The organism is Arenibacter sp. F20364, assembly GCF_023015905.1.
Taxonomy (GTDB): Bacteria; Bacteroidota; Bacteroidia; order Flavobacteriales; family Flavobacteriaceae; genus Arenibacter.
In genome coordinates this window covers 32,236-56,871 of the sequence record NZ_JALKBD010000016.1, presented here as the reverse complement: position 1 = coordinate 56,871, position 24,636 = coordinate 32,236, and the positions used below count along the sequence as shown (strand labels likewise).

23 protein-coding genes are annotated in these 24,636 nt (G+C 38.6%); 15 read left to right on the top strand and 8 right to left on the bottom strand.

Annotation, left to right across the window (positions count from 1 at the left end; all coding sequences use genetic code 11):
- The first annotated feature begins 34 nt into the window (after positions 1-34).
- The 4 genes from hisA (at position 35) to MWU84_RS14160 (ending at position 3,799) form a co-directional block, all read left to right on the top strand.
- On the top strand, positions 35-763 hold the full coding sequence (gene hisA / locus MWU84_RS14175) for a 1-(5-phosphoribosyl)-5-[(5-phosphoribosylamino)methylideneamino]imidazole-4-carboxamide isomerase (RefSeq protein WP_246902454.1): 729 nt from the start codon (positions 35-37) through the stop codon (positions 761-763).
- Positions 764-861: 98 nt separating this feature from the next.
- Positions 862-1,617 carry an imidazole glycerol phosphate synthase subunit HisF gene (gene hisF / locus MWU84_RS14170; RefSeq protein ID WP_246902452.1) on the top strand — a complete coding sequence of 252 codons (756 nt, stop codon included), beginning with the start codon at positions 862-864 and terminating at the stop codon, positions 1,615-1,617.
- Between the two features lie 22 nt (positions 1,618-1,639).
- The gene (gene hisIE, locus MWU84_RS14165; RefSeq protein WP_246902629.1) at positions 1,640-2,260 is read left to right on the top strand and encodes a bifunctional phosphoribosyl-AMP cyclohydrolase/phosphoribosyl-ATP diphosphatase HisIE; all 621 of its coding nucleotides are present in this window, start codon (positions 1,640-1,642) and stop codon (positions 2,258-2,260) included.
- A 126-nt stretch (positions 2,261-2,386) separates the two neighbouring features.
- Positions 2,387-3,799, top strand: coding sequence for a Gfo/Idh/MocA family oxidoreductase (locus MWU84_RS14160; protein ID WP_246902448.1), 1,413 nt, complete (start codon positions 2,387-2,389; stop codon positions 3,797-3,799).
- A gap of 120 nt (positions 3,800-3,919) precedes the next feature.
- On the opposite strand, the gene MWU84_RS14155 is transcribed toward MWU84_RS14160, so the two are convergent.
- A complete protein-coding gene (locus tag MWU84_RS14155; protein ID WP_246902446.1) occupies positions 3,920-4,309 on the bottom strand; it encodes a hypothetical protein in 390 nt (129 codons plus the stop codon).
- A 127-nt stretch (positions 4,310-4,436) separates the two neighbouring features.
- The gene (locus MWU84_RS14150) at positions 4,437-5,252 is read right to left on the bottom strand and encodes a DUF1853 family protein (protein ID WP_246902444.1); all 816 of its coding nucleotides are present in this window, start codon (positions 5,250-5,252) and stop codon (positions 4,437-4,439) included.
- Between the two features lie 77 nt (positions 5,253-5,329).
- Between MWU84_RS14150 and MWU84_RS14145 the strand changes: the two genes are divergently transcribed.
- Both MWU84_RS14145 and MWU84_RS14140 read left to right on the top strand, forming a co-directional pair.
- Positions 5,330-6,472, top strand: coding sequence for a VWA domain-containing protein (locus MWU84_RS14145; protein WP_246902442.1), 1,143 nt, complete (start codon positions 5,330-5,332; stop codon positions 6,470-6,472).
- A gap of 94 nt (positions 6,473-6,566) precedes the next feature.
- Complete coding sequence (locus MWU84_RS14140; RefSeq protein WP_246902440.1) at positions 6,567-8,036, top strand: magnesium chelatase; 1,470 nt, start codon at positions 6,567-6,569, stop codon at positions 8,034-8,036.
- 11 nt (positions 8,037-8,047) lie between these two features.
- On the opposite strand, the gene MWU84_RS14135 is transcribed toward MWU84_RS14140, so the two are convergent.
- Complete coding sequence (locus MWU84_RS14135; RefSeq protein ID WP_246902438.1) at positions 8,048-8,530, bottom strand: hypothetical protein; 483 nt, start codon at positions 8,528-8,530, stop codon at positions 8,048-8,050.
- A 354-nt stretch (positions 8,531-8,884) separates the two neighbouring features.
- Between MWU84_RS14135 and MWU84_RS14130 the strand changes: the two genes are divergently transcribed.
- Together MWU84_RS14130 and corA are read left to right on the top strand one after the other, a co-directional pair.
- Positions 8,885-9,571 carry a tRNA pseudouridine(38-40) synthase TruA gene (locus tag MWU84_RS14130; protein WP_348647876.1) on the top strand — a complete coding sequence of 229 codons (687 nt, stop codon included), beginning with the start codon at positions 8,885-8,887 and terminating at the stop codon, positions 9,569-9,571.
- A gap of 141 nt (positions 9,572-9,712) precedes the next feature.
- Positions 9,713-10,807, top strand: coding sequence for a magnesium/cobalt transporter CorA (corA, locus tag MWU84_RS14125; protein WP_246902434.1), 1,095 nt, complete (start codon positions 9,713-9,715; stop codon positions 10,805-10,807).
- Positions 10,808-10,829: 22 nt separating this feature from the next.
- On the opposite strand, the gene cysM is transcribed toward corA, so the two are convergent.
- Together cysM and epsC are read right to left on the bottom strand one after the other, a co-directional pair.
- Positions 10,830-11,714 carry a cysteine synthase CysM gene (cysM, locus tag MWU84_RS14120; RefSeq protein ID WP_246902432.1) on the bottom strand — a complete coding sequence of 295 codons (885 nt, stop codon included), beginning with the start codon at positions 11,712-11,714 and terminating at the stop codon, positions 10,830-10,832.
- Positions 11,704-12,498: a serine O-acetyltransferase EpsC gene (epsC, locus tag MWU84_RS14115; RefSeq protein WP_246902430.1), complete on the bottom strand. Its 795-nt coding sequence runs from the start codon at positions 12,496-12,498 to the stop codon at positions 11,704-11,706. Before epsC ends, cysM begins: the two co-directional genes overlap by 11 nt.
- A gap of 99 nt (positions 12,499-12,597) precedes the next feature.
- Here epsC and MWU84_RS14110 point away from each other — a divergent pair, with 99 nt between their 5' ends.
- Positions 12,598-13,278, top strand: coding sequence for a DUF2461 domain-containing protein (locus tag MWU84_RS14110; RefSeq protein WP_246902627.1), 681 nt, complete (start codon positions 12,598-12,600; stop codon positions 13,276-13,278).
- Between the two features lie 5 nt (positions 13,279-13,283).
- Here the strand turns inward: MWU84_RS14110 and MWU84_RS14105 are convergent, their stop codons facing one another.
- Complete coding sequence (locus tag MWU84_RS14105) at positions 13,284-13,697, bottom strand: glyoxalase (RefSeq protein WP_246902428.1); 414 nt, start codon at positions 13,695-13,697, stop codon at positions 13,284-13,286.
- 358 nt (positions 13,698-14,055) lie between these two features.
- Between MWU84_RS14105 and MWU84_RS14100 the strand changes: the two genes are divergently transcribed.
- Complete coding sequence (locus MWU84_RS14100; protein WP_031444187.1) at positions 14,056-14,451, top strand: hotdog domain-containing protein; 396 nt, start codon at positions 14,056-14,058, stop codon at positions 14,449-14,451.
- Here MWU84_RS14100 and MWU84_RS14095 read toward each other — a convergent pair.
- Positions 14,448-15,737, bottom strand: coding sequence for a dipeptidase (locus tag MWU84_RS14095; protein WP_246902426.1), 1,290 nt, complete (start codon positions 15,735-15,737; stop codon positions 14,448-14,450). The genes MWU84_RS14100 and MWU84_RS14095 overlap by 4 nt on opposite strands.
- A gap of 127 nt (positions 15,738-15,864) precedes the next feature.
- Here MWU84_RS14095 and MWU84_RS14090 point away from each other — a divergent pair, with 127 nt between their 5' ends.
- A complete protein-coding gene (locus tag MWU84_RS14090; protein WP_246902424.1) occupies positions 15,865-17,661 on the top strand; it encodes a sensor histidine kinase in 1,797 nt (598 codons plus the stop codon).
- 22 nt (positions 17,662-17,683) lie between these two features.
- The gene (locus MWU84_RS14085) at positions 17,684-19,501 is read left to right on the top strand and encodes a hypothetical protein (RefSeq protein ID WP_246902422.1); all 1,818 of its coding nucleotides are present in this window, start codon (positions 17,684-17,686) and stop codon (positions 19,499-19,501) included.
- A 530-nt stretch (positions 19,502-20,031) separates the two neighbouring features.
- On the opposite strand, the gene MWU84_RS14080 is transcribed toward MWU84_RS14085, so the two are convergent.
- A complete protein-coding gene (locus MWU84_RS14080) occupies positions 20,032-20,895 on the bottom strand; it encodes an RNA polymerase sigma factor RpoD/SigA (RefSeq protein ID WP_246902420.1) in 864 nt (287 codons plus the stop codon).
- 219 nt (positions 20,896-21,114) lie between these two features.
- Between MWU84_RS14080 and MWU84_RS14075 the strand changes: the two genes are divergently transcribed.
- The 3 genes from MWU84_RS14075 to MWU84_RS14065 all read left to right on the top strand — a co-directional run bounded on the left by MWU84_RS14075 (position 21,115) and on the right by MWU84_RS14065 (position 24,590).
- Positions 21,115-21,624 carry a DUF6155 family protein gene (locus MWU84_RS14075; RefSeq protein ID WP_246902418.1) on the top strand — a complete coding sequence of 170 codons (510 nt, stop codon included), beginning with the start codon at positions 21,115-21,117 and terminating at the stop codon, positions 21,622-21,624.
- Between the two features lie 193 nt (positions 21,625-21,817).
- Positions 21,818-23,329, top strand: coding sequence for a DEAD/DEAH box helicase (locus MWU84_RS14070; protein WP_246902416.1), 1,512 nt, complete (start codon positions 21,818-21,820; stop codon positions 23,327-23,329).
- Positions 23,277-24,590 carry a glycosyltransferase gene (locus MWU84_RS14065; RefSeq protein ID WP_348647875.1) on the top strand — a complete coding sequence of 438 codons (1,314 nt, stop codon included), beginning with the start codon at positions 23,277-23,279 and terminating at the stop codon, positions 24,588-24,590. Before MWU84_RS14070 ends, MWU84_RS14065 begins: the two co-directional genes overlap by 53 nt.
- Positions 24,591-24,636 lie beyond the last annotated feature (46 nt).

The following is a 24,636-nucleotide window of genomic DNA, read 5'->3' as shown; positions in this document are numbered from 1 at the left end:
TGCGTAATGATCGGGACTTAATTAAATACAAAAAATGAGAATAATACCTGCCATAGACATCATAGAAGGAAAATGTGTTAGACTGTCCAAGGGAGACTATGATACCAAAAAAATTTACAATGAGAATCCTTTGGAGGTGGCAAAGGAATTTGAAGCCCATGGTATAGAATACCTCCATTTGGTAGATTTGGACGGAGCCAAATCCAAACACATCGTAAATCATAAGGTATTGGAAAAAATAGCCTCCAATACCAATTTGAAAATAGATTTTGGTGGTGGTCTCAAGACCGATGATGATCTAAGGATTGCCTTTGAAAGTGGCGCCAATCAAATTACTGGTGGAAGCATTGCGGTAAAAGATAGGGAAACCTTCATTTCCTGGATCACTAAATACGGTCCTGAGAAGATTATTCTCGGAGCGGATGCCAAGGATGAGATGGTTGCCGTATCCGGTTGGACGGAAGAATCCCAAGAGGAGTTGATTCCCTTTATTCAGGGGTATCAGAAAGAGGGAATTAGAGGGGTTATCTGTACAGATATCAGTAAAGATGGTATGCTGGAAGGTCCTTCCTTTGATCTGTACCGTAAGATTTTGGAAGCTTGTGGCCCAAAATTATTACTGATTGCCAGTGGCGGTATTTCAACTTTTGATGAACTCCCAAAATTGGCCGAGTTGGGCTGTGAAGGAACCATAATTGGAAAGGCCATTTATGAAAATAGAATTAGTTTAACACAATTGGAAAAATTTATTCTCGACTTATAATTTATAAAACATGGTCGTAGAATTATTCGGGCAAGCCATTCATGGTATTAAGAACTATAATAAGTTTTAGCTCCAAATTCCAAAAATAAAAGTACCTAATGTTAACAAAAAGAATAATCCCTTGTTTGGATATTAAGAACGGTAGAACTGTAAAGGGTATAAATTTTGTAGATCTGCGAGACGCAGGAGATCCAGTGGAATTGGCCGAAATTTATGCTAAAACCGGAGCGGACGAATTGGTTTTTCTAGATATTTCAGCTACAGAGGAAAGGAGGAGAACTTTGGCCGATTTAGTGCTGAGAGTTGCTGAAAAAGTAAATATTCCTTTTACTGTTGGCGGTGGCATTTCCTCCGTGGAAGATGTAGACATACTACTGCATAATGGCGCGGATAAGGTATCCATAAATTCATCAGCCGTAAAAAATCCTCAATTGATCAACGACCTGGTCGCCAAATTTGGCTCCCAATGTATTGTTGTAGCCATAGATGCCAAGCAAATTGATGGGGAATGGATAGTTCACTTGGTAGGAGGAAAAGTACCTACAGAACTAAATCTTTTTCAATGGGCCAAGGAAGTGGAAGACCGCGGAGCCGGTGAAATTCTATTTACTTCCATGAATCACGACGGCACTAAGGACGGATTTGCCAATGAAGCTTTGGCAAAATTATCTACCGAATTGAATATTCCTATTATAGCATCGGGCGGTGCTGGAAATATGCAACATTTTACAGACACCTTTGTAAAGGGAAAAGCCGATGCAGCCCTAGCCGCCAGTGTTTTCCACTTCAAGGAAATTGAAATTAAAGACTTGAAGGAAGAGTTAAAAAGAAATAATATACCGATTAGATTATAAAACCATAATGGAAACCAAAATCATGAACATAGACTTTAATAAAAATAACGACGGCCTGGTTCCAGCAATTATTCAGGATGAGATTACCAAAAAGGTACTTATGCTCGGATATATGAATCAAGAGGCATATAAAAAAACAGTGGACAGCCGTAAAGTAACCTTCTTTAGTAGAACAAAAAACAGACTATGGACCAAAGGGGAGGAAAGCGGTAATTTTTTGAATCTAGTGGATATACAACTAGATTGTGACAATGATACCTTATTGGTTATGGTAAATCCTGATGGGCCAACTTGTCACAAGGGAACAGGTACCTGTTGGGGACAGGAAAACAATGCATCCTTCGGATTTCTTTCCGAATTGGAGAACATTATTCAAAATAGAAAGGAACAGGCTGAGGGAAAGGCTGAAATTCCCGAAGGAGTTAAGCCCAGCTATGTCTCCTCCCTATTTAAGAGCGGCATCAACAAAGTAGCCCAGAAAGTAGGGGAAGAGGCCGTAGAGGTCGTTATTGAGGCCAAGGACGACAACGATCAACTCTTTAAGGATGAAAGTGCGGATCTTTTGTTCCATTACCTGATACTGCTACAGGCCAAAGGCTTTAAACTTAACGACATTGTAAAAGTTCTGCAATCTCGGCATTAATCTGTCTATATTTTTCAAATGACTTGAAAAATGTTTAATTTCCGTCATGGTATTTTTTTGTATAAAAAATTAACTTATCTTCAAAATTCCAATGATTAATTAATAACATTAACAAGAGTATAGGCTATGAAATCAAATAGGAGAGATTTTTTAAGAAAAACATCCATTGCAGGAATGGGTTTGGCAATGACCCCGGCATGGTCCAATTCAATAACCGGCAACAATCCATATAATACTCCGCCACCATTACCTGGCGCCATGTATATGGGTGGATTTTCTGCTCCTAAATTGGAAACGGTAAGATGTGCGTTTATTGGTGTAGGGGCCAGAGGATCAGGTCATGCCCATCAGATTGCGGCCATTGAGGGTACAGAAGTAGTAGCTATCAGTGATTTGTACCAGGATCTGGCCGAGAAATCGGCAAAAGTATGTAAGGAGAACGGCGGCGGTACCAGGCATAAAAAAATAAGCTTGTACACCGATGGGGAAAACGACTGGAAAAAAATGCTGAAAAAGGAAAAGCCAGATGCTGTTTTTGTTTGTACCCCATGGAAATTACACGCCCCCATGGCCATTGAGGCAATGAAAAGTGGGGCACACGTTTTTGTTGAAGTACCCATAGCCCTTACCATGGAAGAGATGTGGGAAATAATTGATACCTCCGAAAACACCCAGAAGCATTGTATGATGATGGAAAACGTCAACTACGGCAGGGAGGAATTACTCTACTTAAATATGTGCCGACAAGGTGTTATTGGGGAGTTGCTTCACGGGGAAGCCTCCTATATCCATGAACTAAGGGGTCAAATGAACGAGGTAGAGCGTGGTACTGGATCCTGGCGTACCTATCATTATGCCAACCGCGATGGAAATCTTTATCCTACCCATGGCTTGGGTCCGGTTGCCCAATATATGAATTTAGCTAGGGGAGAAGATAATTTTAAATTTATAAACTCATTCTCTTCCCCCGGCAAAGGACGTAATCTTTATGCCGCCAAGAATTTTCCTGCGGACCACCAATGGAATAAGCTTGATTTTAAAGGAGGGGATATAAATACATCCATCGTTAAAACTAGCATGGGAAGGACTATTATGGTGCAATGGGACGAAACCAGCCCTAGGCCATATACAAGACATAATCTGATTCAAGGAACTAAAGGAACCTTGGCTGGGTTCCCGACCCGAATTGCCTTGGAAGGTGGGGTAGAAGGTGGCCCCGACAACCACCACGAATGGGCAGAAGGCGAGCAATTGCAAAAGATTTTTGAAAAATACGAACACCCCCTGTATGTGCGTTTGGGAGAATTGGCAACCAAAATGGGCGGACATGGCGGAATGGACTTTATAATGAGGTATAGAATCATCGAGTGCCTACGCAATGGCCTGCCATTAGACCAAAACGTTTACGAAGGTTGTTATTGGAGTGCCGTAGGAACTTTAAGCGAGGTTTCTGTAGCCCAAAATGGGGCTCCTCAAGAGTTTCCAGATTTTACTAGGGGCAACTGGAAAACTACCGCTCCTTTGGGAATTGTGGAATAAACCTTTTAAAGCGAATAAAAATTAAAAGTCATTGTATACCTGTTCAACAACTTAAAATTTTGTTGATCTAGTAAACAATGACTTCTTTGCTTTATCAGTATTGGTTATATAACCTAAATACTACGGGGTAATCTCAACTCCTGCCACCTCTGTCCGACTATCCATATAGCTTATTAGGTCTTGGGTGCTGTTGAATACCTTTTTACTGTAATAACGTCCTCTGTCCCAATCCGCAGGATCGGCAGCCTTTAAGGCATCCGCTATAATGTCCTGTACTTTTTCCGACAATCCTTCACATTGACTTCCTTCCAATAACTTAAATAGTTTTTCATAAGACTCCAAGGCCTTGCCTGAATAGTATTTCTGATGATCATAATTGTTAGCCTTCAACGCGCTTTTAGCATGATTCAAGGCATATGAAGCCGTAGAATAGATTGTTTCACAATCATCCTTTGCTTCGGCCATTGAAAAAACTAATAAAGAAAAGAACAATAAATAAATTTTTTTCATCGGGGCTGGGGTTTAAAGATTTGTCATATAAAAACGAACCTTTTATTCCAATATTGCAGACCCATCCTAATCCTATTATTTTTTCACAGCAAAATAGACGTCATGCAAAGGACTATTTTCAATGGTCCTACCACCATAAGATGAAAAGTTTTTCAATAGTCAAATTATCTGATTTCATCCAGAGTAGTGGGGAATTTTTATTTTCCACTCTATTTGAAATCAAATCCAAAATTTCACTATGCACTTGCCATTTAACGCCTAAATGTGGCTCCAAAAGCCATTCTGGCTTGGTAGGTATATAATACTTATGGCTAAAAAACACAGAGGAATTAAATTTTTGGAAAGAAATCCACTTGCCGCTAATACAATTGGCGTTAAGAGGGGCTACATCCATATTACGCTCCATAAAAGGGATAAATAATTGGGATTTAAAACATACCTGATGCTGTAGTTCAGAAGTCCTAATATTAAACCGATGCAACGCAGATATACCCTCAGGCGTCTTTAATAATGGAATTTGGTGATTTATAATCCTTTCTTTCTTGGCATAAAAGGAATCGCGTTTGTTGGGCCCTATCAATTGACGCTCAATAGGTATTGTGTTCTCGGGTATCACGTAAAACTTATAAGTTAATTCAACATGCATAAATTTTTGACTATCAACATCTTGCAATAAAAAATCTATTTCCCCTAAACTAATTTTTTCCTTCCTGATAGGGATATTGTGCGCCACTACTTTGTATTGGGGGGAATGCTGTATAAGTTGTAGAAAAATATGTTCTATTTTGTGTCCCAACCTTAAATTGGAAGGGATGGTCACGGTTACGAAATTTTCAAAACCAACTTCCGGAAACTCAAATTGTCCTAAGCCGTCCAATTCTCCTGTCCATAGTGGGGGAGTGCTAAAAAATGCTTTGTAATATGAAAGGTTTGTATAATCCAAGCGATACTAATATACGTAAACCGTTAAGTTTTCTTTAAAAAGGAAATGGTCTAGACCAAATTAAGTAATTTTATAGTATGGCTATGAATAAAAGAAAAGGGTTTCGATTTTCCAATTATGAAGCCCCAGAACAAACTCCCTTCGAAAAGCTTTTTGATATTTTCAAGGAACTGATTACACATACTTCGGGCGATGTGGATGAGGCTTTGGATTGGTTGAGGGAGTTGGACAAGGAGTACGAACTTACAGATGAGAATTATACCATAGATGATTTTATAGAGGATCTCAAGGCGAAAGGGTTTCTCAAGGAGGATCCAAAAGAAGGTGACGGAGATGGTTCCGGGGGGCAAAATGCCGATTTATCCATAACCGCTAAAATGGAACGAATCATAAGGCAGGCTGCCTTGAACCAAATTTTCGGTAAGTTAAAACGCAGCGGTTCAGGCAATCACAAGACCGGTTTGTCCGGTAGGGGCGATGAGCATACCGGAGAATTCCGGGAATATAGATTCGGGGACAGTTTAGAGCGGATTTCTATGACCGAGAGCTTAAAAAATGCCCAGATTAACCATGGCATTGGCAATTTCAATTTAAGCGAAGAGGATTTGGTGGTAGAGGATACCCAATTCAAGGCACAAATGAGTACGGTCCTGATGATCGACATTAGCCATAGTATGATACTTTACGGGGAAGACCGCATTACACCTGCAAAAAAGGTGGCAATGGCCTTGGCCGAACTTATCACTACCCGCTATCCGAAAGATACCCTGGAGATTTTAGTTTTTGGCAACGACGCCTGGCCAATTCCCATCAAAGACTTGCCTTACCTCAAAGTTGGTCCATATCACACCAATACCGTTGCCGGTTTGCAATTGGCAATGGATATGCTGCGAAGAAAGCGAAATACGAACAAGCAGATATTTATGATAACCGATGGTAAACCCAGCTGCATAAGACTGGCAGATGGCAGCTATTACAAAAATAGTGTGGGCTTGGACGATTATATTGTAGAGAAATGTTACAACATGGCCAGACAGGCAAGAAAGCTACATATTCCAATAACCACCTTCATGATTGCCAAGGACCCCTATTTAACGCAATTTGTAAGACATTTTACGGAGGCCAATAAGGGAAAGGCCTTCTTTACAGGCCTAAAGGGTCTTGGTGAAATGATCTTTGAGGATTACGAACAGAACAGGAGGAAAAGACTCAAAGGATAATAGACCAAACCATTACATTGGTTTGAAAAAATAAAAGACATCAAACCCTGTCGGCCTATATGGACAGGGATACCAAAAAAACAAATTACTCAATATGAAATTGAATTATAAGGAAATCACAAACCTAGGAGAGCTTAAAAAGGCAGGATACAAAACCAAGAAAATAAAGGATGAGTTGAGAGCCAACTTAATTGAAAAAATAAAATCTGATGAAATAACATTTCCTGGGGTTTGGGGCTATGAAAACTCCGTAGTGCCGGAATTGGAAAGAGCCATATTGTCCAGGCACAATATTAATCTATTGGGCCTTAGAGGACAGGCCAAAACACGATTGGCTAGGCTTATGGTAAATTTATTGGATGAATATATCCCAATAGTGGCCGGTTCGGAAATAAATGACGATCCTTTAAGCCCCATCTCTCGATTTGCCATAGAAACTATTAAGGAACACGGTGACCTAACACCCATTTCCTGGTTGCACAGAAGTGATCGGTTCTATGAAAAATTGGCTACTCCTGATGTAACGGTGGCCGATTTAATAGGTGACGTTGATCCCATCAAAGCGGCCAATTTAAAGTTGTCCTACGCAGATGACAGGGTAATCCATTTCGGAATGATCCCACGAGCCAACCGATGTATATTTGTAATCAATGAATTGCCGGATTTGCAGGCGAGGATACAGGTTTCCCTTTTTAATATTTTACAGGAGGGCGACATTCAAATAAGGGGTTTTAAACTGAGATTGCCATTGGACCTACAATTTGTGTTTACCGCAAACCCTGAGGATTATACCAACAGAGGTAGTATAGTAACCCCATTAAAAGATAGGATAGGATCACAAATTTTAACGCATTACCCCGAAGACATTGAAACTGCACGTAAAATTACCGAACAGGAATCCAAATTGGACAATCGACAAAGTGAGGCCGTTTATGTCCCCGATTTGGCAAAAGATCTCTTGGAACAAATAAGTAGGGAGGCCAGGGAAAGTGAATATGTAGATGCCAAAAGTGGTATCAGCGCCAGGATGAGCATAACTTCCTTCGAAAACTTAATGAGCACCGCGGAACGGAGAGTATTGAAAAACGGCCAAGAATCCACCATGGTAAGACTTTGTGATTTTATGGGCGTTATTCCCTCTATAATCGGAAAGATTGAATTGGTTTATGAAGGGGAACAGGAAGGATCGGGAAGTGTTGCTGAAATACTGATCGAAGATGCAGTGAAATCGCTCTTTCAAAATTTTTTCCCAAAGATCGATAAATTGGAGCGCAAGGATGCCGCAGGTCCTTATGACGAATTGATAAGTTGGTTTTTTGATGGTGAAGGTTTTGATTTGTTGGATGATGCTACCGACAAGGAATATCAGGAAAAGCTAGACAGCATTGTTCCCCTTCAACGATTGGTCAAGGAATACCAACCTGATATAAAAAAGGAAGATACCTATTTTCTTAAGGAATTGTTGCTGTGGGGGCTTGTAGCACATAAAAAATTAAGCAAACAGCGCTACACCGTAGGGTATCAGATAAAAGATGTGTACGGCAGTTTTATAAGAGGATTGTAAAATGTAACTTGCTACTCCCAAGCATCGATGTGATTATTCAAGTAATCAAAATCATATTTACCTACCCTTTGCTTTCTAATGACAAAGGACCATATGGTAAGTACGATCAATAAGGATTGCATAGTAATGATCAAAATACCCATGGGTACAAAGGAGCTGGGAATAACATGGTCCTGAAATTCATTTTGGGAACCAAATATTACAATGGTCTCTGATATTTTATATAAATAGACGAGTAATATACCGTACATGATATACTCAATATTTTTCATGATCATATCGGGATATTCCTTTTCGGTTATTTTAAACCATAGTACATATAGATACAAAAAGTGTGTAATGGTCAAAAATGGGAAAAGATAATTTTCTATTTTATTGAAAATGAATGTATTGCCGTACATTCCATAAAAACTCAGGAATATTAGTGAAACCAAGGTAATAATGGTAAGTACTATATTAATTTTGGGAGCCGTTCCTTTGACAGATGTTTCCATAATTAACGATTTAAGATTTAGGACAATTTTCAACATAATTACAACATAAAGCACAAACCTCGGTCCAAATTTCGTTGAATAGGCAGAAATATAAGATAGAAAAAATGGGGCTTGGAGGAAGTGCCAAAAACCACGATGAACTCATGCATATACATTTTAAAAGCACACTCAAAAACCAAACCAAAATCCGGCCCAACCATGTCATTGCCTTGCTAACAGGTTGTTTCGGGTTTAATTACTGAAGCTACAGACCAGATGCAGATACCTCGTTTTTACTATTTAATACGTGTTCAATTTTTAGGTTTCCGTTATAGTGGTTGGCAAAAGCAGCCCAATCAAAAAACGGTGGAGGGTATGCTTGTAAAGACTTTAAAATTTGTTTTGCCCAACTCCAAATTCAAGATTCTTGGAGCCGGACGTACAGATGCAAAAGTTTCTGCCTTAAACACAGCCTTTGAATTATTTTTGGATAAGGCCCCTCTTGAGGACCTTAACACGTTTATGAATGAATTTAATGTAAACCTTCCCCCTGATATTCGTGTAATAAGCGTTGACCAGATTAAGGAAAACTTCAATATCATTCAGGAAAGCAAGCTAAAGGAATATGTTTATCTTTTCTCTTGCGGACAAAAAAACCACCCCTTTTGTGCACCCTTTCTAGCTAATATCATAGACAAACTGGATGTGGATTTAATGGCGGACTGTGCCCGACTTTTCACGGGAACACACGATTTTTCATCTTATACGGCGCGGCTACAGCCTAATACCAAAGTGCTTAGGACTATAGCATCATGTGAAATAAAAAAAAATAAAATACTGGAGGCCAACTTTTTCCCAGAAGTGAGCTACGCGCTGCACATCACCGGGGAAGGTTTTATGCGATATCAGATTAGGATGATCATGGGAGCTTTGATTCAAGTGGGCAAGGGAGAATTAAGCTCATCGCATATTGTAGCATCATTAAAAAGACAATCCAACATTGTGTTGACCTATGTTGCCCCTGGCTCTGGACTAGTGCTGAACGATCTACAGTTTAAATAACACCCAGATCAGATTCTTTGTTTGGAAATCTCAAAAAAATGATATAAAATGTAGTACCGTTGAATTTTGGACGGGGCGGATTGTATAAATTAGTACAAATAACAAAATTATAATAAGGTTACTATTAAGATTCCAAAACCTATGGCCAAAAAAAAGTCGACGCACAAAGGACATTCAAAAAGGCTCGCCAAAACTGGAAAGGCTCCAGGAACCGTAACCTACCTAGGGAATAGGGAAGGAGCCAAAAGTACCATCTATGTATTAGAATATGATGAAAATAGTATCATAGAATCGGGGGTTGATGTGTACACCATCGATAGCTTCGATAAAATTGTGGCCTTCCAAGCGTCTCCCACAATTTCCTGGATAAATGTTATTGGAATAAGTGATGAAAAATTTATAGAAAATCTTGGCAAAGCTTTTTCCTTGAACCCCCTAACTGTTGAAGATGCCGTTAACACCCATCAGCGGCCAAAGATAGACGAATACGACAACTATATTTTTGGAGCATTTAAAATGCTCTATTTGGATGAAAAGAATGATTTGGTAGCAGAACACGTGGCCATTGTTTTAATGGAGAATACGGTTCTTGTTTTTCAGGAAATGCAGGATGATGTTTTCAATAGCATTAGGGATAGGGTAAGGGCCAAAGCCGGACGTATACGAAGCAAGCCGGCAGACTACTTATTTTTCACCCTTTTGGACGCCATAATAGACAATTATTTTGTGGTACTTGAAAATGTAAACCATAAAATAGATGCCTTGGAGGAGGAAGTATATGAAAATCCAAGCTCCAAGACAGCCCATGCCATCCAGGACTTAAAAAAAGAGGTCCTAAGGATAAGAGGATATATGTACCCAATGAGGGAGTTGATCAATAAATTAATAGATAGCGAACATTTGTTAATAGCGAAAGACACCCAATTATTCTTGAGGGATGCCTTGGATCATTGTATAGAAATAAATGAAAGTCTCAATATATTAAGGGAAATGTCCATGAGCCTTATGGAAATGTATATGAGCAACATGAGCAACAAAATGAACGAGGTAATGAAAGTACTTACCATTATGGCCTCTATTTTTATTCCACTTACATTTATTGTTGGGGTATATGGAATGAATTTCGAATATATCCCAGAATTGAAGTACCCCAACGGATACTTTTATGTATGGGGACTAATGATAGCAATCTTCATTGGCCTTTTATTTTATTTTAAAAAGAAGGGTTGGCTATAGCTTCCAATTTAATGGATTCTTATTAATCGAATAGGTCCGAGGAAAGATAACGGTCTCCACGGTCGCACACTATGGAAACAATAATTCCTTCTTCCAAACTTTGGGCCAATTTCACTGCGGCTGCAGCGGCCCCACCACTACTCATTCCTGCAAAAATACCCTCTTCCTTCGCCAATCGCTTGGCCATTTCCCTAGCCTCCTGTTCTGTAACCTCTAAAACCGAATCCACTTTCTTGGGATTAAAAATTTTAGGGAGATATTCTATAGGCCATTTGCGAATACCGGGAATCTTGGCTTCATCGGCGGGTTGCACCCCCACGATTTGAACACTGGAATTCCTTTCTTTCAAAAAGGTAGATGTACCCATTATGGTTCCAGTGGTACCCATGGAAGACACAAAATGGGTAATCTCCCCCTGCGTATCCCTCCAAATTTCTGGACCGGTACTTTTGTAATGGGCCTTCCAATTATCATCATTGGAAAACTGATTGATCATGACATAACCTTCTTCTTTAACCTTTAATTCAGCATAATCCCTGGCACCCTCAATGCCAACATCGGCAGGGGTAAGTGTTACCTTGGCCCCATATGCCCTCATGGTCTGTACCCTTTCCTTGGTGGAATTTTCGGGCATGACCAATTCTATATCCAATCCATATATTCCGGCAATCATGGCCAATGCAATACCAGTATTTCCACTCGTAGCTTCTATCAATTTGGAGTTTACATCAAAATCCCCACGTTCCAAACCTTCCTTTATCATATTAAAGGCCGCACGATCCTTTACGCTTCCCCCTGGATTATTGCCTTCCAGCTTAAAAAAAAGTTTAACATTGGGATTGATATTGACAACTTTTGATAATACCAAGGGAGTATTCCCTATAATATCCAATATACTATGAGACATGCGGCAAGGTTTTTATTTTAATGATAGGAGAATGGTACACAGTTGAATTGGCAGGCACGGATTCTGTAATCCATGCATTTCCCCCAATTACGGAATTTTCCCCAATAACTGTTTCCCCTCCAAGGATAGTGGCATTGGCATATATGGTAACATTATTTTCAATGGTGGGGTGACGCTTTGTTTTTTGCAATTTTTTGGCAACATATAAAGCTCCCAAGGTAACCCCTTGGTAGATTTTTACATTGTTTTTAATTATTGCTGTTTCACCAATTACCACCCCTGTGGCATGATCAATAAAAAAAGAATTTCCTATTTGCGCTCCCGGGTTGATATCTACACCGGTCTGCCTATGTGCATATTCCGTCATTAACCTGGGAACCAGTGGAAAGCCATCAATATAAAGTTCATGGGCAAGCCTGTATATAGCAATGGCATAAAAACCTGGATATGCCATATAAACTTCTTCAATGGACAGGGAAGCAGGGTCGCAATTAACAATGGCCTCGGCATCCAAATTTAATTTTTCCAGAATTTTGGGCAAACGCACTACATAGTTCTCCCAAACCTTTTTGCAAGGTTTATGTACCTGCCAACAGGCCAAATCAACCAAGGTATCAAACTCCTTTTCCAATAGATCCAGATTTTCATCTACCGGTGTATCTATATCGAAAAGGGAATAGAACAAACGATTGGTAAACAATTCAGTTCTTTCCTTAAGTTCAAACCTCAGGTTAGGCTGATTTTTATGCTCCTTGATATTCTTTATTATAGATGCTTTATCCATTTGCACTTTTAATTATACGTTCAAAATTAACCATTATTTCAAAATCGGCTTGTGCTAAATTGGTTAACTTTAGCACAAAGATAATGTGTTATGAGTCGTATACAACAGGAGGTAATTACGAAAGATGTGTTTCAATTTTTGGAAAACCTTAAAAAAAACAACTCTAGGGAATGGTTCACGGAACACAAAAGTGAATTCAAGGAGCTGGAAACAGGGGTGAAAAGTTTTTATACCTCCTTAATGGACAAATTAAAAGTCCATGATGATATTGAAAAATCAAAAATGTTCCGAATCTATAGGGATGTCCGATTTTCAAAGGACAAAACTCCGTATAAGACCCATTTTGCCGGTTCTTTTTCAAGAGCTGGACTACGCTTACGCGGAGGATACTATTTACGTATAAAACCCAATGAAACCTTTATTGCTGCTGGATTTTGGGGGCCCAATAAAGAAGACCTCTTCAGAATAAGAAAGGAATTCGAAACCGACGCCTCGGAAATCCGTTCTATAATGAATAAAAAAAACTTCAAGGAGGTTTGGGGTGAAATGCAGGGCGATGAATTAAAAACTTCCCCATCCGGATTCAACAAAGATCACCCCAACATTGATCTGATCAGAAGGAAACAATTCATTTTTGTTAAAAATTTTTCCGACAAAGAAGTTTTGGATCCCGATTTTATGACAAATGTAGACCATGCATTCCGAGCAATACGGCCGTATTTTGATTTAATGAGCGACATACTCACAACCAATCTTAACGGGGAATCACTTTTGGATTAATCAGTCTAAACCGTCTGAAGTGAAACTTTTTCAAAAAATTGAACCTGATCCTTAATGCGTTCAATGACCATTTGCATCATACGCTTATTTAAAGAGGAGGAATTAAGTATGTACAGTTCATATTCCTCTGTGGTAAATTGGCCTATGACAATTCCTTTTAAGGAATTTCTAAACTTAATGTCCTTTTGGATCGCATTTTCTATAAAAATCAGACGTTTTTGCATCCCTAAGTCATAAAAACTATTTTTATGTTTAGTGATGTAATTCTGAAAGACCAAAAGCAGTAAGGAGTTTTGCATTTTTATTACCGGACGTAAGGTTTGGTTTTGAAACCTCTCATCACTGCTCATAATTTCCGTTACTTTCGCTGAAGGGATTATAGGACGAATTTCCAAAAGACTATGGGACCTATTGCTCATATCATTGGTGTTTTTATAAAGGTAGGAATTAGGGTTTTCCCATATTCGGCAATTCTGTATAGTTTTTAACGAGGTTATGAACATTGTTATTATGCACTAGGAACAATGTCCTGATTTTAGGGAAAAACCAAAAGAAAAAATTTTAGTATTACAAAATAGACTTCAATTTAATCAAGAATAATCCTACTAATATATTGCCCGAGAATTATGGGAATCTAATGATTATCACCCACATTAATTCCCAAATTGAACAAAAAATTAAGATGTAATTTAGATTTACCTAAATCGGTTGACATTTCCACTTGAAGAGTATTATGGGGCAAATTTCTTTACTAATTTTGCAATAAAAATAAAAGACATGAGATTTCATACTAGAAAATGGGTGAAACCGGAAGATCTAAACGCCAATGGTACTTTATTTGGGGGCAAGTTACTTGCCTGGATAGACGAGGAAGCCGCCCTATATAGCATTATACAGTTGGAAAACAAACGAGTGGTTACCAAGTATATGTCCGAAATAAACTTTATGAGCACTGCATTAAAGGGTGATATCGTTGAAATAGGCATAGACGTGGTAAAATTTGGAAAGACTTCCTTGACACTTAACTGTGAAGTTAGGAATAAAATGACCAGGGAAACTATTGTCACGGTAGACAATATCATAATGGTCAATTTAGGTGCGGATGGAAAACCCAAACCACATGGCAAGACCAAAATTGAATTTGTAAGGGATCGTCTGGCTACAGAAGTTTAATTAAGGGCGTAAGCGTTCGCCACTTCCTGTACCTGATCCAATACCCGTAGTAAATTGCCTCCCCAAAGTTGTGCAATTTCCTCTTCAGAATAACCTCTTTTAACCAACTCGAGGGTTACATTGGGGGTTTCGGACGCGTCCGACCACCCTTCAATGCCTCCACCACCGTCAAAATCGGAACTGATTCCCACGTGATCGATACCAATTAAATTCACCATATAATCAATGTGGTCTACAAAATCGGCCACATCCACGGCCTGTGGTTGATCTTTCCTCTTACCAACCTTAGCCTTGGCCATCCCAACTACTTTGGAGTAATTCTCCATAAAGGTCTTTTTCTTTTCTTCGGACAGATCGGCAAACTCATCAAAGGTATACCAATCTATTCCCAAAGAATCGGCTACCTCCTTTTGAAAATCTTTTAAATAGGCAGCATAGACCTCATGCTTTTCTGTATTCAAATAGGAACTAAAGGCCACCGTTTGTACCACACCTCCATTCTCTTTCATGAGCAACAATTGTTCGTCGTCCAAATTCCGGCTATGGTCACATAGGGCCCGTGCTGAGGAATGGGATGCAATAATAGGCGCTTTGGACAAGGCTATCATTTGTTTCATGGATTCTTTGGATACATGGGATACATCGATCATTATTCCCAACCGATTCATCTCCTGAACGGCCTTTTTTCCCAGGTCGCTTAGCCCGTTGTGCAACCATACGCCATCGGCCTCACCAGTGTTGGAATCACAGAATTGACTATGCCCATTGTGGGATAAGGAAATATATCTTGCCCCTAAATTATAATAGTTTTCAAATTCCGACAGATCCTCGCCTATAGGGTAAGCATTTTCAACCCCTATCATGGCTACTTTTTTGCCAGAACCTATAATTTGGTAGACATCGTTGGAGGAATAGGCCAAATCTATCACTTCCGGGGCTATTTCCTCACACAATCGATGTATGGCATTGAACTTTGCCATGGCATTTTCCTTGGCCTTGGCAAACCCAGCCTCGTTTAATTCTCCTTGGCCAGTATACACTATCAACCAGGGAACATCCAGTCCGCCACTCATAAGTTTTGGCAAATTTACTTGGTTGTCCAGTTTCTGGGTATAGTTTATAGTATCGGTAAAATTGGACACATTAATATCAACATGGGTATCTATGGTGATCACGTTTTCGTGTATACGTGCAGCTTTCTCTGGGAGCGACTCTGTCAATTTTTCTTGTTTTTCCTTACAGGCCATAATCGTTAAAATACCTATAAATCCGATAAAATACTTCATACTTAGAGGGTTTGATACATACAAATAACGGCATTTGACAACATAAAACGAAGCGTAGATAACATTTAATTGTAAACGGAACTTTAAAAGGGGAGTTTTAGACTTTCAGAACCCAAACTATTAAAAATTGAAAACCAACAACCTACTATCCCATCTGACAAATCTTGAAGGTCAACTAAACCATTTCTCCTTCGAGGAATTAACCTCTGAGGAAGCTTCCTTATTAAAAAAATCCTTTATGACCTTTAAATATCGTCTTGAGGAAAAAGTCCTGGGACCCAAATCAAAAATTTCCAACTCCAATACCAAAAACAAAGATTTTGATTTGACCATTGGGAATAAACAAAGGCTAAATACTTTACAAAATAAAACCAGCCAAGTGGAAGGCAGGCTTCTTGCAAAAGTAGGTGATGAAATTAGAACCCCAATTAATGGAATAATTGAGTCGGTAGATTTGCTAAAAGACGGCAACCTAAGCTCAGAACAAATATCCCATCTTAATTCCATATCTACCTCCTCCAACAACCTTTTGGAAATAATCAATGAGCTATTGGAATATACCAAGCTCACCTCCGGAAAAGAAAGGTTTGAAAGTATCGATTTTAATTTCTACAGCATTATTAGGGATACCATGTATCTGTGCAACACCCTAATAACTAACAAGGATGTTACCCTAGAGGTGGATTTGGATACCGAAATTCCTGAAATTCTATTGGGAGATCCATCCAAATTGTCCCAAATTCTGCTTACCCTCATAGGAAATTCGATAAAATTGATTGACGAAGGAAATATCCTTCTACAAATTAAGCTTCGTAAGCAGAACAGTAATTACTATGAACTCGATTTTGAAATAAGGGATTTGCCTTCCGGAACATTAAAAAACACCTTAAGGCCCAATACTGTATTAACTGAAGATATGGAAACCGATATAGGCGGTTCAGGGATTGGTTTTGCCATGGTAAAGGGAATAATACAAATCCTAAATGGCTCCTTGACAACAATGGCCACCTTGGGTGATGGTTGTGCTTATAAGTTCACCCTCCCCTATAAAAAAGGCAAACAGATCAAAACATCGGGCCTCCAGTCAGATTCCAATAATACAGATACAACCGATAAAAACATAGAAGGACTACACCTACTTGTCTTTGAGGACAATATACTCATTCAAAAAATAATTGAACAGCGCCTAAAAATTTGGGGGTGTAAAGTATTTGTAACGGATAACGCCCTAGCTGGAATGGATTATATGCAAAATCATAGGGTAGATTTAGTCCTGATGGACCTTGGAATGCCGGTAATGAACGGATATCAAATTACCCAAATAATTCGAGACTCCAGTAATAATCATATCAAGAACATACCCATTATAGCATTGACAGGCAATTTTACCATTAGTGATAAAAACAAATGTAAAGCACTGGGTATAAATGATTATATCCTGAAACCCTATAGCCCAGATGATTTAATGACCACTTTATTTAAATACAAAAAGGATAAAGAGTCCAAATCTCTAATTGAACCTAGTACAGGCCTTGCCCACTTTTCATTAAAAAAGGAAGCCTGGGAAGTCAGCTTAACAGATTTATTGGAAGAGTGCATGGGCGAAATAGACCTGCTGGAGGAATTGATTGGATTATTTAAACAAAATATGCTGGATTTTATTGGTAGAGCCAATATATATATTCCCGAAGGCAATTTTAATCGTTTGGGTTTCGCGGCCCACAAGGTTAAAACGGGACTTTCCATGATGAGAGCGGATCACCTCTATTCCCTTGTAGATAATATTACAGTATGCTGTAAGAACAATAAGGATCTTCAGGAAATTGGAAGGTTATACGACCAATTAATATTGGCATATCCCATGGTAGAGAAGGCCATTGACAGGGAACTGATGCTTATTAAAACAAGGGGAAATAAACATTGATAAAACTAAAAAGTGCGAATAGGTGAATATACCCAAAATACATACCAGTCTGTTATGGGATCTTACGACCTTATTCGTTTTGTTGACCCTGATGTATTTGACTATCCTATTCCTTTTAAGAAGCAGTACACTAATAAAGCGGAACAATAAGGAAGCAAAAATGAAACAAATACGGGGAATAATATGTGAACTATTGCTATATGACCAAGGAAATATTAAAGGAAAGAAAAGGGAGCTGATAGACCTCAAGGTAGAATTATGGAAACTTTTACACCGGACAGACAACCAACAAATCATGTCCAATATCCTCCTGGAAATGTATATTGACTTTGATGACGGTACAAGACAAATAATCCACAAAATGTCCAAAGAGTTTGGACTACAAATAGATGCCTTTGAAAACTCGGAACATTTGGACGCCCAAACCACCGAGAATAGCACCATGCTGAAGCATAACAAAGATGTTAACGACAATTTAAAAGATTTAGAATCAATAATGGAACAACCTAAAAATAATAGGCCTTTGGACAGCAATTCTCAAAATGCCAGTATCAAACCTGATTCATTAAGAGAGGAGGAGCTTGATCTTGACTTTATTCCGTTGGTAACAAATAATGAGGATCCCAATGAAGGTAGCAGTCCCGAAATACAGGAAGTGCTGATGATTACCAACGATTTGGAGTTCTTAAGGGCATGCCTGGGCATGGAAGGTTTTGAAAGAAACCCTTATGAGGCGATCTACGAGGAAATTTACGGGGAAAATGATATGCTTTCCCCTAACAACCCACAGAAGAAGGAGGCCTCTTTTTTAAACATCGATTTTTTGCCCTTAATATTGGAAATCGAAGAAATAAAATCGGAATCAGACCCAATTATTAACCCTAATGATTTTGAAGTGGATTATGAGGTGGTCCTAGATCCCTATATGAAAAAACAAATTAGTGACATATTGAAGTCCCATGTAGAGGAAGAGAGTAGGGCAGAGGCCATAGGGAAAGATGAGAATTTATTGGATCTCGGAGAAATGAAACTACCGGCTGCCAAGTTCTACACCGATTGGGAGTCTAAAAAAGTGAAATTACTACATTCCATTGCAGAAATGGGGGATATTCGTGAAGTCCCTTTATTAAATGAAATGTTGGATGAGGAAGAAAACGAATCCATTGCCAATCTTATCAAAGAAATAATATTGAAGTTCCTTTTTGAGTATCCCATGGATATCGATGAGGAGGATGTCGACAACAATATTGTAGATTTCGGGGAACATTATGTATTTAACCATTTGTTCAACTCTTTGGATAGGGAATCACAACTTCTATTACTTCAAGAGATGCAACAAGTTGGTGATCTTAGCGATTTGTATTTTTTGGAAACCCTCCACAATCATACGGACAAAGTTATTGGGGAAAAGGCAATGTTGGTTTCACTGTATATAGAAGCTAAATTACAGAAGTTGTCTACAGACGGGATGTTAAGCCCTTCCAATCATAACGCGGAATTAAAAAAGGCCATCAATAAACCTCAAAAACTGCATTTAGACCCTTCGGTAACTTTTGAAAAGGCCAAATCAAATTTTGCCCCAAAAGCACCATCCAATAGGAGAACCCCTGAAAACGATAGGGCAGCATCCTCGGATCCTAAATTCACACCTATTGATATAGAGGAAGAAACTTTTGATTATAACGACTTGTTCGAAATCGATTTTGATATTACCACCTCAGAGCATATTACCTTTTACAATAGTAGTAGCTATAAAAGTGAAAAAAATCTGGGGGAATTGGAGGAAATAAATTTCCTGGACCAATTAAAGGACCTAACCAATAAAATTTTTAGGAAATAAGTTAATAGCGCCATTTACAGTTACAGTAATAAGTATGGTCAGCAATTAAATGGAAGTTCTTAAATCATTTGCCCATAAAAGGATTAAACTTTATAAACTGTACACTTTACAACTAAAAAACACTTGTACACAACATTTAATTGGTGTGGAAAGAGATAATAAATATGTTTACCATATGATTATTGACCCAAACAATAATAATAACCTAAACCAAGCCTTACTATGTTATACGACACCTACGGAGAGGAATACCTAGCATTCCTACAAGATTTAAATGAAATTTTAAGTTTGAACGAATTGGCGGAGTTGGACTACATGTAGTTCTGCCCGGAATTCAAAATCTAAAAAACCCCTATTAAGATGGCAAAACAAAATCCAGACAACACAGCTTATTTAAACTTCATTGAAGATTTAAATGAAATTCTAATTGATTTCAATATCAGTAAATTGAGTTATTCTTAATCCAATTGCTTTTAAAAACAAACAGGCCGAATAAATACTATTTATTCGGCCTGTTTGTTTTATACAACCTATCCTAAATAAGTCTTGAGCAACTTGCTCCTGGAGTTGTGACGAAGCTTTCTAATTGCTTTTTCCCTTATCTGTCTAACCCTTTCCCGTGTTAAGTCAAAAGTCAGCCCTATCTCCGCCAAGGTCATGGATTGCTGGTCACCTATACCGTAGTACAATTTAACAACATCTGCCTCTCTTTGGGAAAGCGTATCCAAAGCCCTATTGATCTCGGTGTTTAATGACTGTTGTAAAAGTATCCTATCCGGTCGTGGTGACTCCCCTGAACGTATTACATCGTATAGACTGGAGTTTTCTCCTTCCTTCAAGGGTGCATCCATGGAAACGTGCCTTCCAGAATTTTTTAAAGATTGCTTTACCTCGCTAACGGACATTTCCAATTCTTTGGCTATCTCCTCGGGTGATGGTGGCCGTTGATGGGCCTGTTCCAAGTACGAAAATGTTTTTTTAATTTTATTTATGGAGCCTATTTTGTTCAATGGTAAGCGAACAACCCTGGACTGTTCGGCAAGTGCCTGTAGAATAGCCTGACGTATCCACCACACCGCATAGGAAATAAATTTAAACCCCCGTGTCTCGTCAAAACGCTTGGCCGCTTTAACTAATCCTACATTTCCCTCATTTATTAGATCAGGTAGCTTTAAACCCTGATTCTGATATTGTTTGGCAACCGAAACTACAAATCTTAAGTTTGCTGTAGTAAGCTTTTCCAAGGCAATTTGATCTCCATCCCTAATTTTCTGAGCCAATTCAACCTCTTCATTTGCCGTGATCAACTCTATTTTACTGATATCCTGCAAATATTTGTCTAGTGATTTTGATTCCCTATTCGTAACCTGCTTGATAATCTTTAGTTGCCTCATATATTTTTTATTTGGATTTTGAAGTGTTAATCTCTCATTATACCTTTTTTTTATGTCTTTTCCAAGGGATGCGGCATTAGTTATACATAATTTATGAGAAGTTTATGATATTCACTGTGGAATCCAATTATTAAAATACTAATTTACTTCCTTGTGCCATTTTTTGATATTATAATGGGAAATTGCAATTCTTAAATTCAAATCGATTTAATAGGGAGAATGAGTAAAAGAGCATTGGTAAAATATTTATCCGAATTAAAAAAAAAGGAACTAGAAGAGCAATTGATCGACTTATATCACAGATTTCCAGTAGTTAAGGAATACTATGATTTTGTATTCAACCCCAAGGAAGATAAGCTGGTGCAGGAAGCAAAAATAAAAATATCCAATGAGTACTTTCCAATAAAAAGAAAAAGAGCCAAGGCTAGGAGGTCTGTTGCCCAAAAATATATAAAGCATTTCGTGAAATTGGGCGTAGACCCACATTTAACGGCCGACCTTATGCTTTACAACCTAGAGGTGGCGCAGTCTTTTTCTTTAGAAAAAAATGTCCCTGAGGCTTTCTATAAAAGTATGGGGAATTCCTTTAACGAATTGGTCCAATTTGTTTCATTAAATGCCCTTTTAAGCGATTTTAAGGACAGAATTGTTGTCTGTTATATATTTAGCCAGGATCACAATTGGCCCAATAGGGAGGACTTCTCCAAATCCTTGGATATCATAGATTAACCACAAGCTAGCTTCATTTTCTAATTTTTAAACGCATTTTGTACTACCTTGCCCTAGGGAGTTCTCTTCTTAAATGTACTCCATAAGCAATCCCAATTTCATGTTTTTGCCTTATAAATTTGAAACCGGCACAAAAAACTCTTAATTTTGTAAGGTTTGATTTTTCTTAATTTTAAAAAATTTCATTTCCCGTTTGGAGCTACCTAAAGAAAGTACAGAAAAAACCCTTTATGATTATCAAGAGGAAGACCTGAACACCATTTTTAAGTGTTTGGAGGAATCCCCGGACGATATGAACCTTTTATACCAATTGCCCACAGGGGGTGGTAAAACTGTTGTTTTCTCTGAAATTGCCAAAAGATATATTAATAAGACCAATAAAAAGGTAGTAGTTCTGACCCATAGAATTGAATTGAGCAGCCAAACCTCAAGAATGTTAAAGGGATTTGGCGTTAAAAATAAAATAATAAACAGTGAGGTAAAGGAGCTACACGACCAAGACCAATATATGTGCTTTGTGGCCATGGTAGAAACCCTGAACAATAGGCTTCAGGACGATAAGGTAAGTATAAATGATATTGGACTTGTCATCATTGATGAGGCCCACTATAATTCCTTTAGAAAATTATTCAAATATTTTAAGAAGTCGATTATCCTCGGTGTAACCGCAACACCATTAAGCTCCAACATAAAACTGCCTATGAAGGACCACTATCAAAAATTGATCGTGGGAGAATCCATTTCATCGCTCATTGACAAGAATTTTTTGGCCAAGGCCAATATGTACAATTACGACGTAAGCCTTAAAAGCTTAAAATTGGGCATTAGCGGTGATTATACGGTAAAATCTTCGGATGAGTTATACGGTAACCAGAACATGCTTACCAAATTGGTAAATGCCTATGAGGAGATTGCGAAAGGTACCAAAACCCTTATTTTTAATAACGGCATCAACACCTCACTATATGTTTTGGACACCTTTAAAAAGGCGGGGTACAACATTCGGCATTTAGACAATAAGAACAGTGCGTCGGAACGTAAGGAAATTTTAAAATGGTTTTCAAAAACCCCTGATGCCATACTTACTTCGGTCAGTATCCTGACCACTGGGTTTGATGAACCTACCGTGGAAACCATTATCTTGAACAGAGCTACCAAATCCTTGACCCTATATTTTCAGATGATTGGAAGGGGTTCCAGGATATTGCCGAACAAGAATGAATTTACGGTGGTAGATCTTGGAAACAACGTGGCCCGATTTGGACTTTGGAATGCCCCCATAGATTGGCAGGAAATTTTTCACTTCCCAGATTTCTTCTTGGAAAGCATAAAAAATGATGAAGAGATTGAACGGGAATTTGTGTATGAAATGCCGGCCGACTTAAAGGCCTTGTTTAGCAAGTCCAAAAATATCGAATTCGACATAAAGGCAGAATACAAAAAGGTTTTTGCCCAGGGGCTAAAATCCAAAACCGTTCTGGAGAACAGTATTGAACAGCACGCCACCATATGCGTGGAGAATAGTGAAGATGTTTTTGACGCCCGTATCCTGGCAAAAAAATTAAAGGAAGAGATTGCTTACCGCGTACGGCAGTATTCCTATTGTATCATGAACAATACCAAAAACTACAAAGAGTGGCTGGAAGAGGACTATGAGCGTAAATTACGCTCTAAAATCTCCCAGAAATTCGCCAAGCGACTTTAAAAAGGAACGCTCTCCAAAAATGGATAAAAAAATACTGATCATAGGCTATGTTTGGCCGGAGCCCAATACAACGGCAGCTGGAGGCAGAATGCTGCAATTGATACATTTCTTTCTAACGCAGGGCTATGGGATTACCTTTGCCAGTACTGCAGCTGAAAGCGATTTTTCCTATGATCTCAACAGTCTTGGGGTCAGTAAAAAGGCCATTCTCCTAAACCATTCCAGTTTTGATACCTTTATAAAGCAATTAAATCCGAACATGGTGCTTTTCGATCGTTTTATGACAGAAGAACAATTTGGTTGGCGTGTTGTGGAAAATGCTCCAAACGCCCTACGTATTTTGGACACCGAAGATTTACACTCCCTTAGGATTAGCAGACAGCTGGCGTATAAGAAGTCCGTTCCCTTTACAGAACAATTTTGGTTGGAACAAGATCAGACAAAAAGGGAAATTGCCAGTATTTATAGATGCGACCTTAGTTTGATCATTTCCCTATATGAAATGGAGCTTCTGAAGAGGACTATAAAAATGGATGACGGTTTACTATTGCATTTACCTATTATGTTTGACGCCATTGATGACGAGAAACAAAACAATTGGCTCCAATTCGATCAAAAAAAGGACTTTGTCTGTATCGGCAATGGAAAACATGCTCCAAATGTAAACGCTATCCAAACCCTAAAGAGGGACATTTGGCCTTTTATCCGAAGTGATTTGCCCAATACAGATCTTTTTATCTACGGCGCTTATATGCCGGAAAGCATTAAGCAATTGAACAAGCCAAAAGAAGGGTTTCATATCATGGGTCATGCCGATAATGCAAGTGAGGTTATCTCCAAGGCTAGATTAAATCTTGCCCCCCTAAATTTTGGAGCGGGAATAAAGGGCAAATTACTCCGTGGCATGTTAGTCGGTACGCCGAGCATAACAACAGAAATTGGCGCTGAAGGCATCAGCGAAAACTTGCCATGGAACGGAGTTATCGCCAATGATCCACGTTCTTTTGCAAAGGCTGCCGTTCGCCTGTACCAAAATGAAGAAAAGTGGTCCGTTGCCCGACAAAACGGAACCCACATTATAAATAGTTTTTATGACAAAGCTGTTTTGCAAAAAAAATTAAGGGATAAAATTGAACGGTTAAGCAGGAATATAAAAGGCCACAGGGCTGACAATTTTATAGGTGCCATGCTCTTGCATCATACCTTGGCCGGTACCAAGTTTATGTCCAAATGGATCGCGGAAAAAAATAGCAAACCATAAGTAGAAAATCATCAAAATAAAGAGTATTATCTTTGATAACTGTTAA

Excerpts from the sequence above, each read along its gene's own strand:
- MWU84_RS14095 (WP_246902426.1), bottom strand. The coding sequence starts at position 15,737 with ATGAAGTATTTTATCGGATTTATAGGTATTTTAACGATTATGGCCTGT.
- hisIE (WP_246902629.1), top strand. The coding sequence starts at position 1,640 with ATGAACATAGACTTTAATAAAAATAACGACGGCCTGGTTCCAGCAATT.
- MWU84_RS14130 (WP_348647876.1), top strand. The coding sequence starts at position 8,885 with ATGCTTGTAAAGACTTTAAAATTTGTTTTGCCCAACTCCAAATTCAAG.
- MWU84_RS14135 (WP_246902438.1), bottom strand. The coding sequence starts at position 8,530 with ATGGAAACATCTGTCAAAGGAACGGCTCCCAAAATTAATATAGTACTT.
- MWU84_RS14100 (WP_031444187.1), top strand. The coding sequence starts at position 14,056 with ATGAGATTTCATACTAGAAAATGGGTGAAACCGGAAGATCTAAACGCC.
- MWU84_RS14140 (WP_246902440.1), top strand. The coding sequence starts at position 6,567 with ATGAAATTGAATTATAAGGAAATCACAAACCTAGGAGAGCTTAAAAAG.
- MWU84_RS14160 (WP_246902448.1), top strand. The coding sequence starts at position 2,387 with ATGAAATCAAATAGGAGAGATTTTTTAAGAAAAACATCCATTGCAGGA.
- MWU84_RS14105 (WP_246902428.1), bottom strand. The coding sequence starts at position 13,697 with ATGAGCAATAGGTCCCATAGTCTTTTGGAAATTCGTCCTATAATCCCT.
- MWU84_RS14075 (WP_246902418.1), top strand. The coding sequence starts at position 21,115 with ATGAGTAAAAGAGCATTGGTAAAATATTTATCCGAATTAAAAAAAAAG.
- epsC (WP_246902430.1), bottom strand. The coding sequence starts at position 12,498 with ATGGATAAAGCATCTATAATAAAGAATATCAAGGAGCATAAAAATCAG.
- hisA (WP_246902454.1), top strand. The coding sequence starts at position 35 with ATGAGAATAATACCTGCCATAGACATCATAGAAGGAAAATGTGTTAGA.
- MWU84_RS14065 (WP_348647875.1), top strand. The coding sequence starts at position 23,277 with ATGAGCGTAAATTACGCTCTAAAATCTCCCAGAAATTCGCCAAGCGAC.
- MWU84_RS14080 (WP_246902420.1), bottom strand. The coding sequence starts at position 20,895 with ATGAGGCAACTAAAGATTATCAAGCAGGTTACGAATAGGGAATCAAAA.
- MWU84_RS14145 (WP_246902442.1), top strand. The coding sequence starts at position 5,330 with ATGGCTATGAATAAAAGAAAAGGGTTTCGATTTTCCAATTATGAAGCC.
- cysM (WP_246902432.1), bottom strand. The coding sequence starts at position 11,714 with ATGTCTCATAGTATATTGGATATTATAGGGAATACTCCCTTGGTATTA.
- hisF (WP_246902452.1), top strand. The coding sequence starts at position 862 with ATGTTAACAAAAAGAATAATCCCTTGTTTGGATATTAAGAACGGTAGA.
- corA (WP_246902434.1), top strand. The coding sequence starts at position 9,713 with ATGGCCAAAAAAAAGTCGACGCACAAAGGACATTCAAAAAGGCTCGCC.
- MWU84_RS14155 (WP_246902446.1), bottom strand. The coding sequence starts at position 4,309 with ATGAAAAAAATTTATTTATTGTTCTTTTCTTTATTAGTTTTTTCAATG.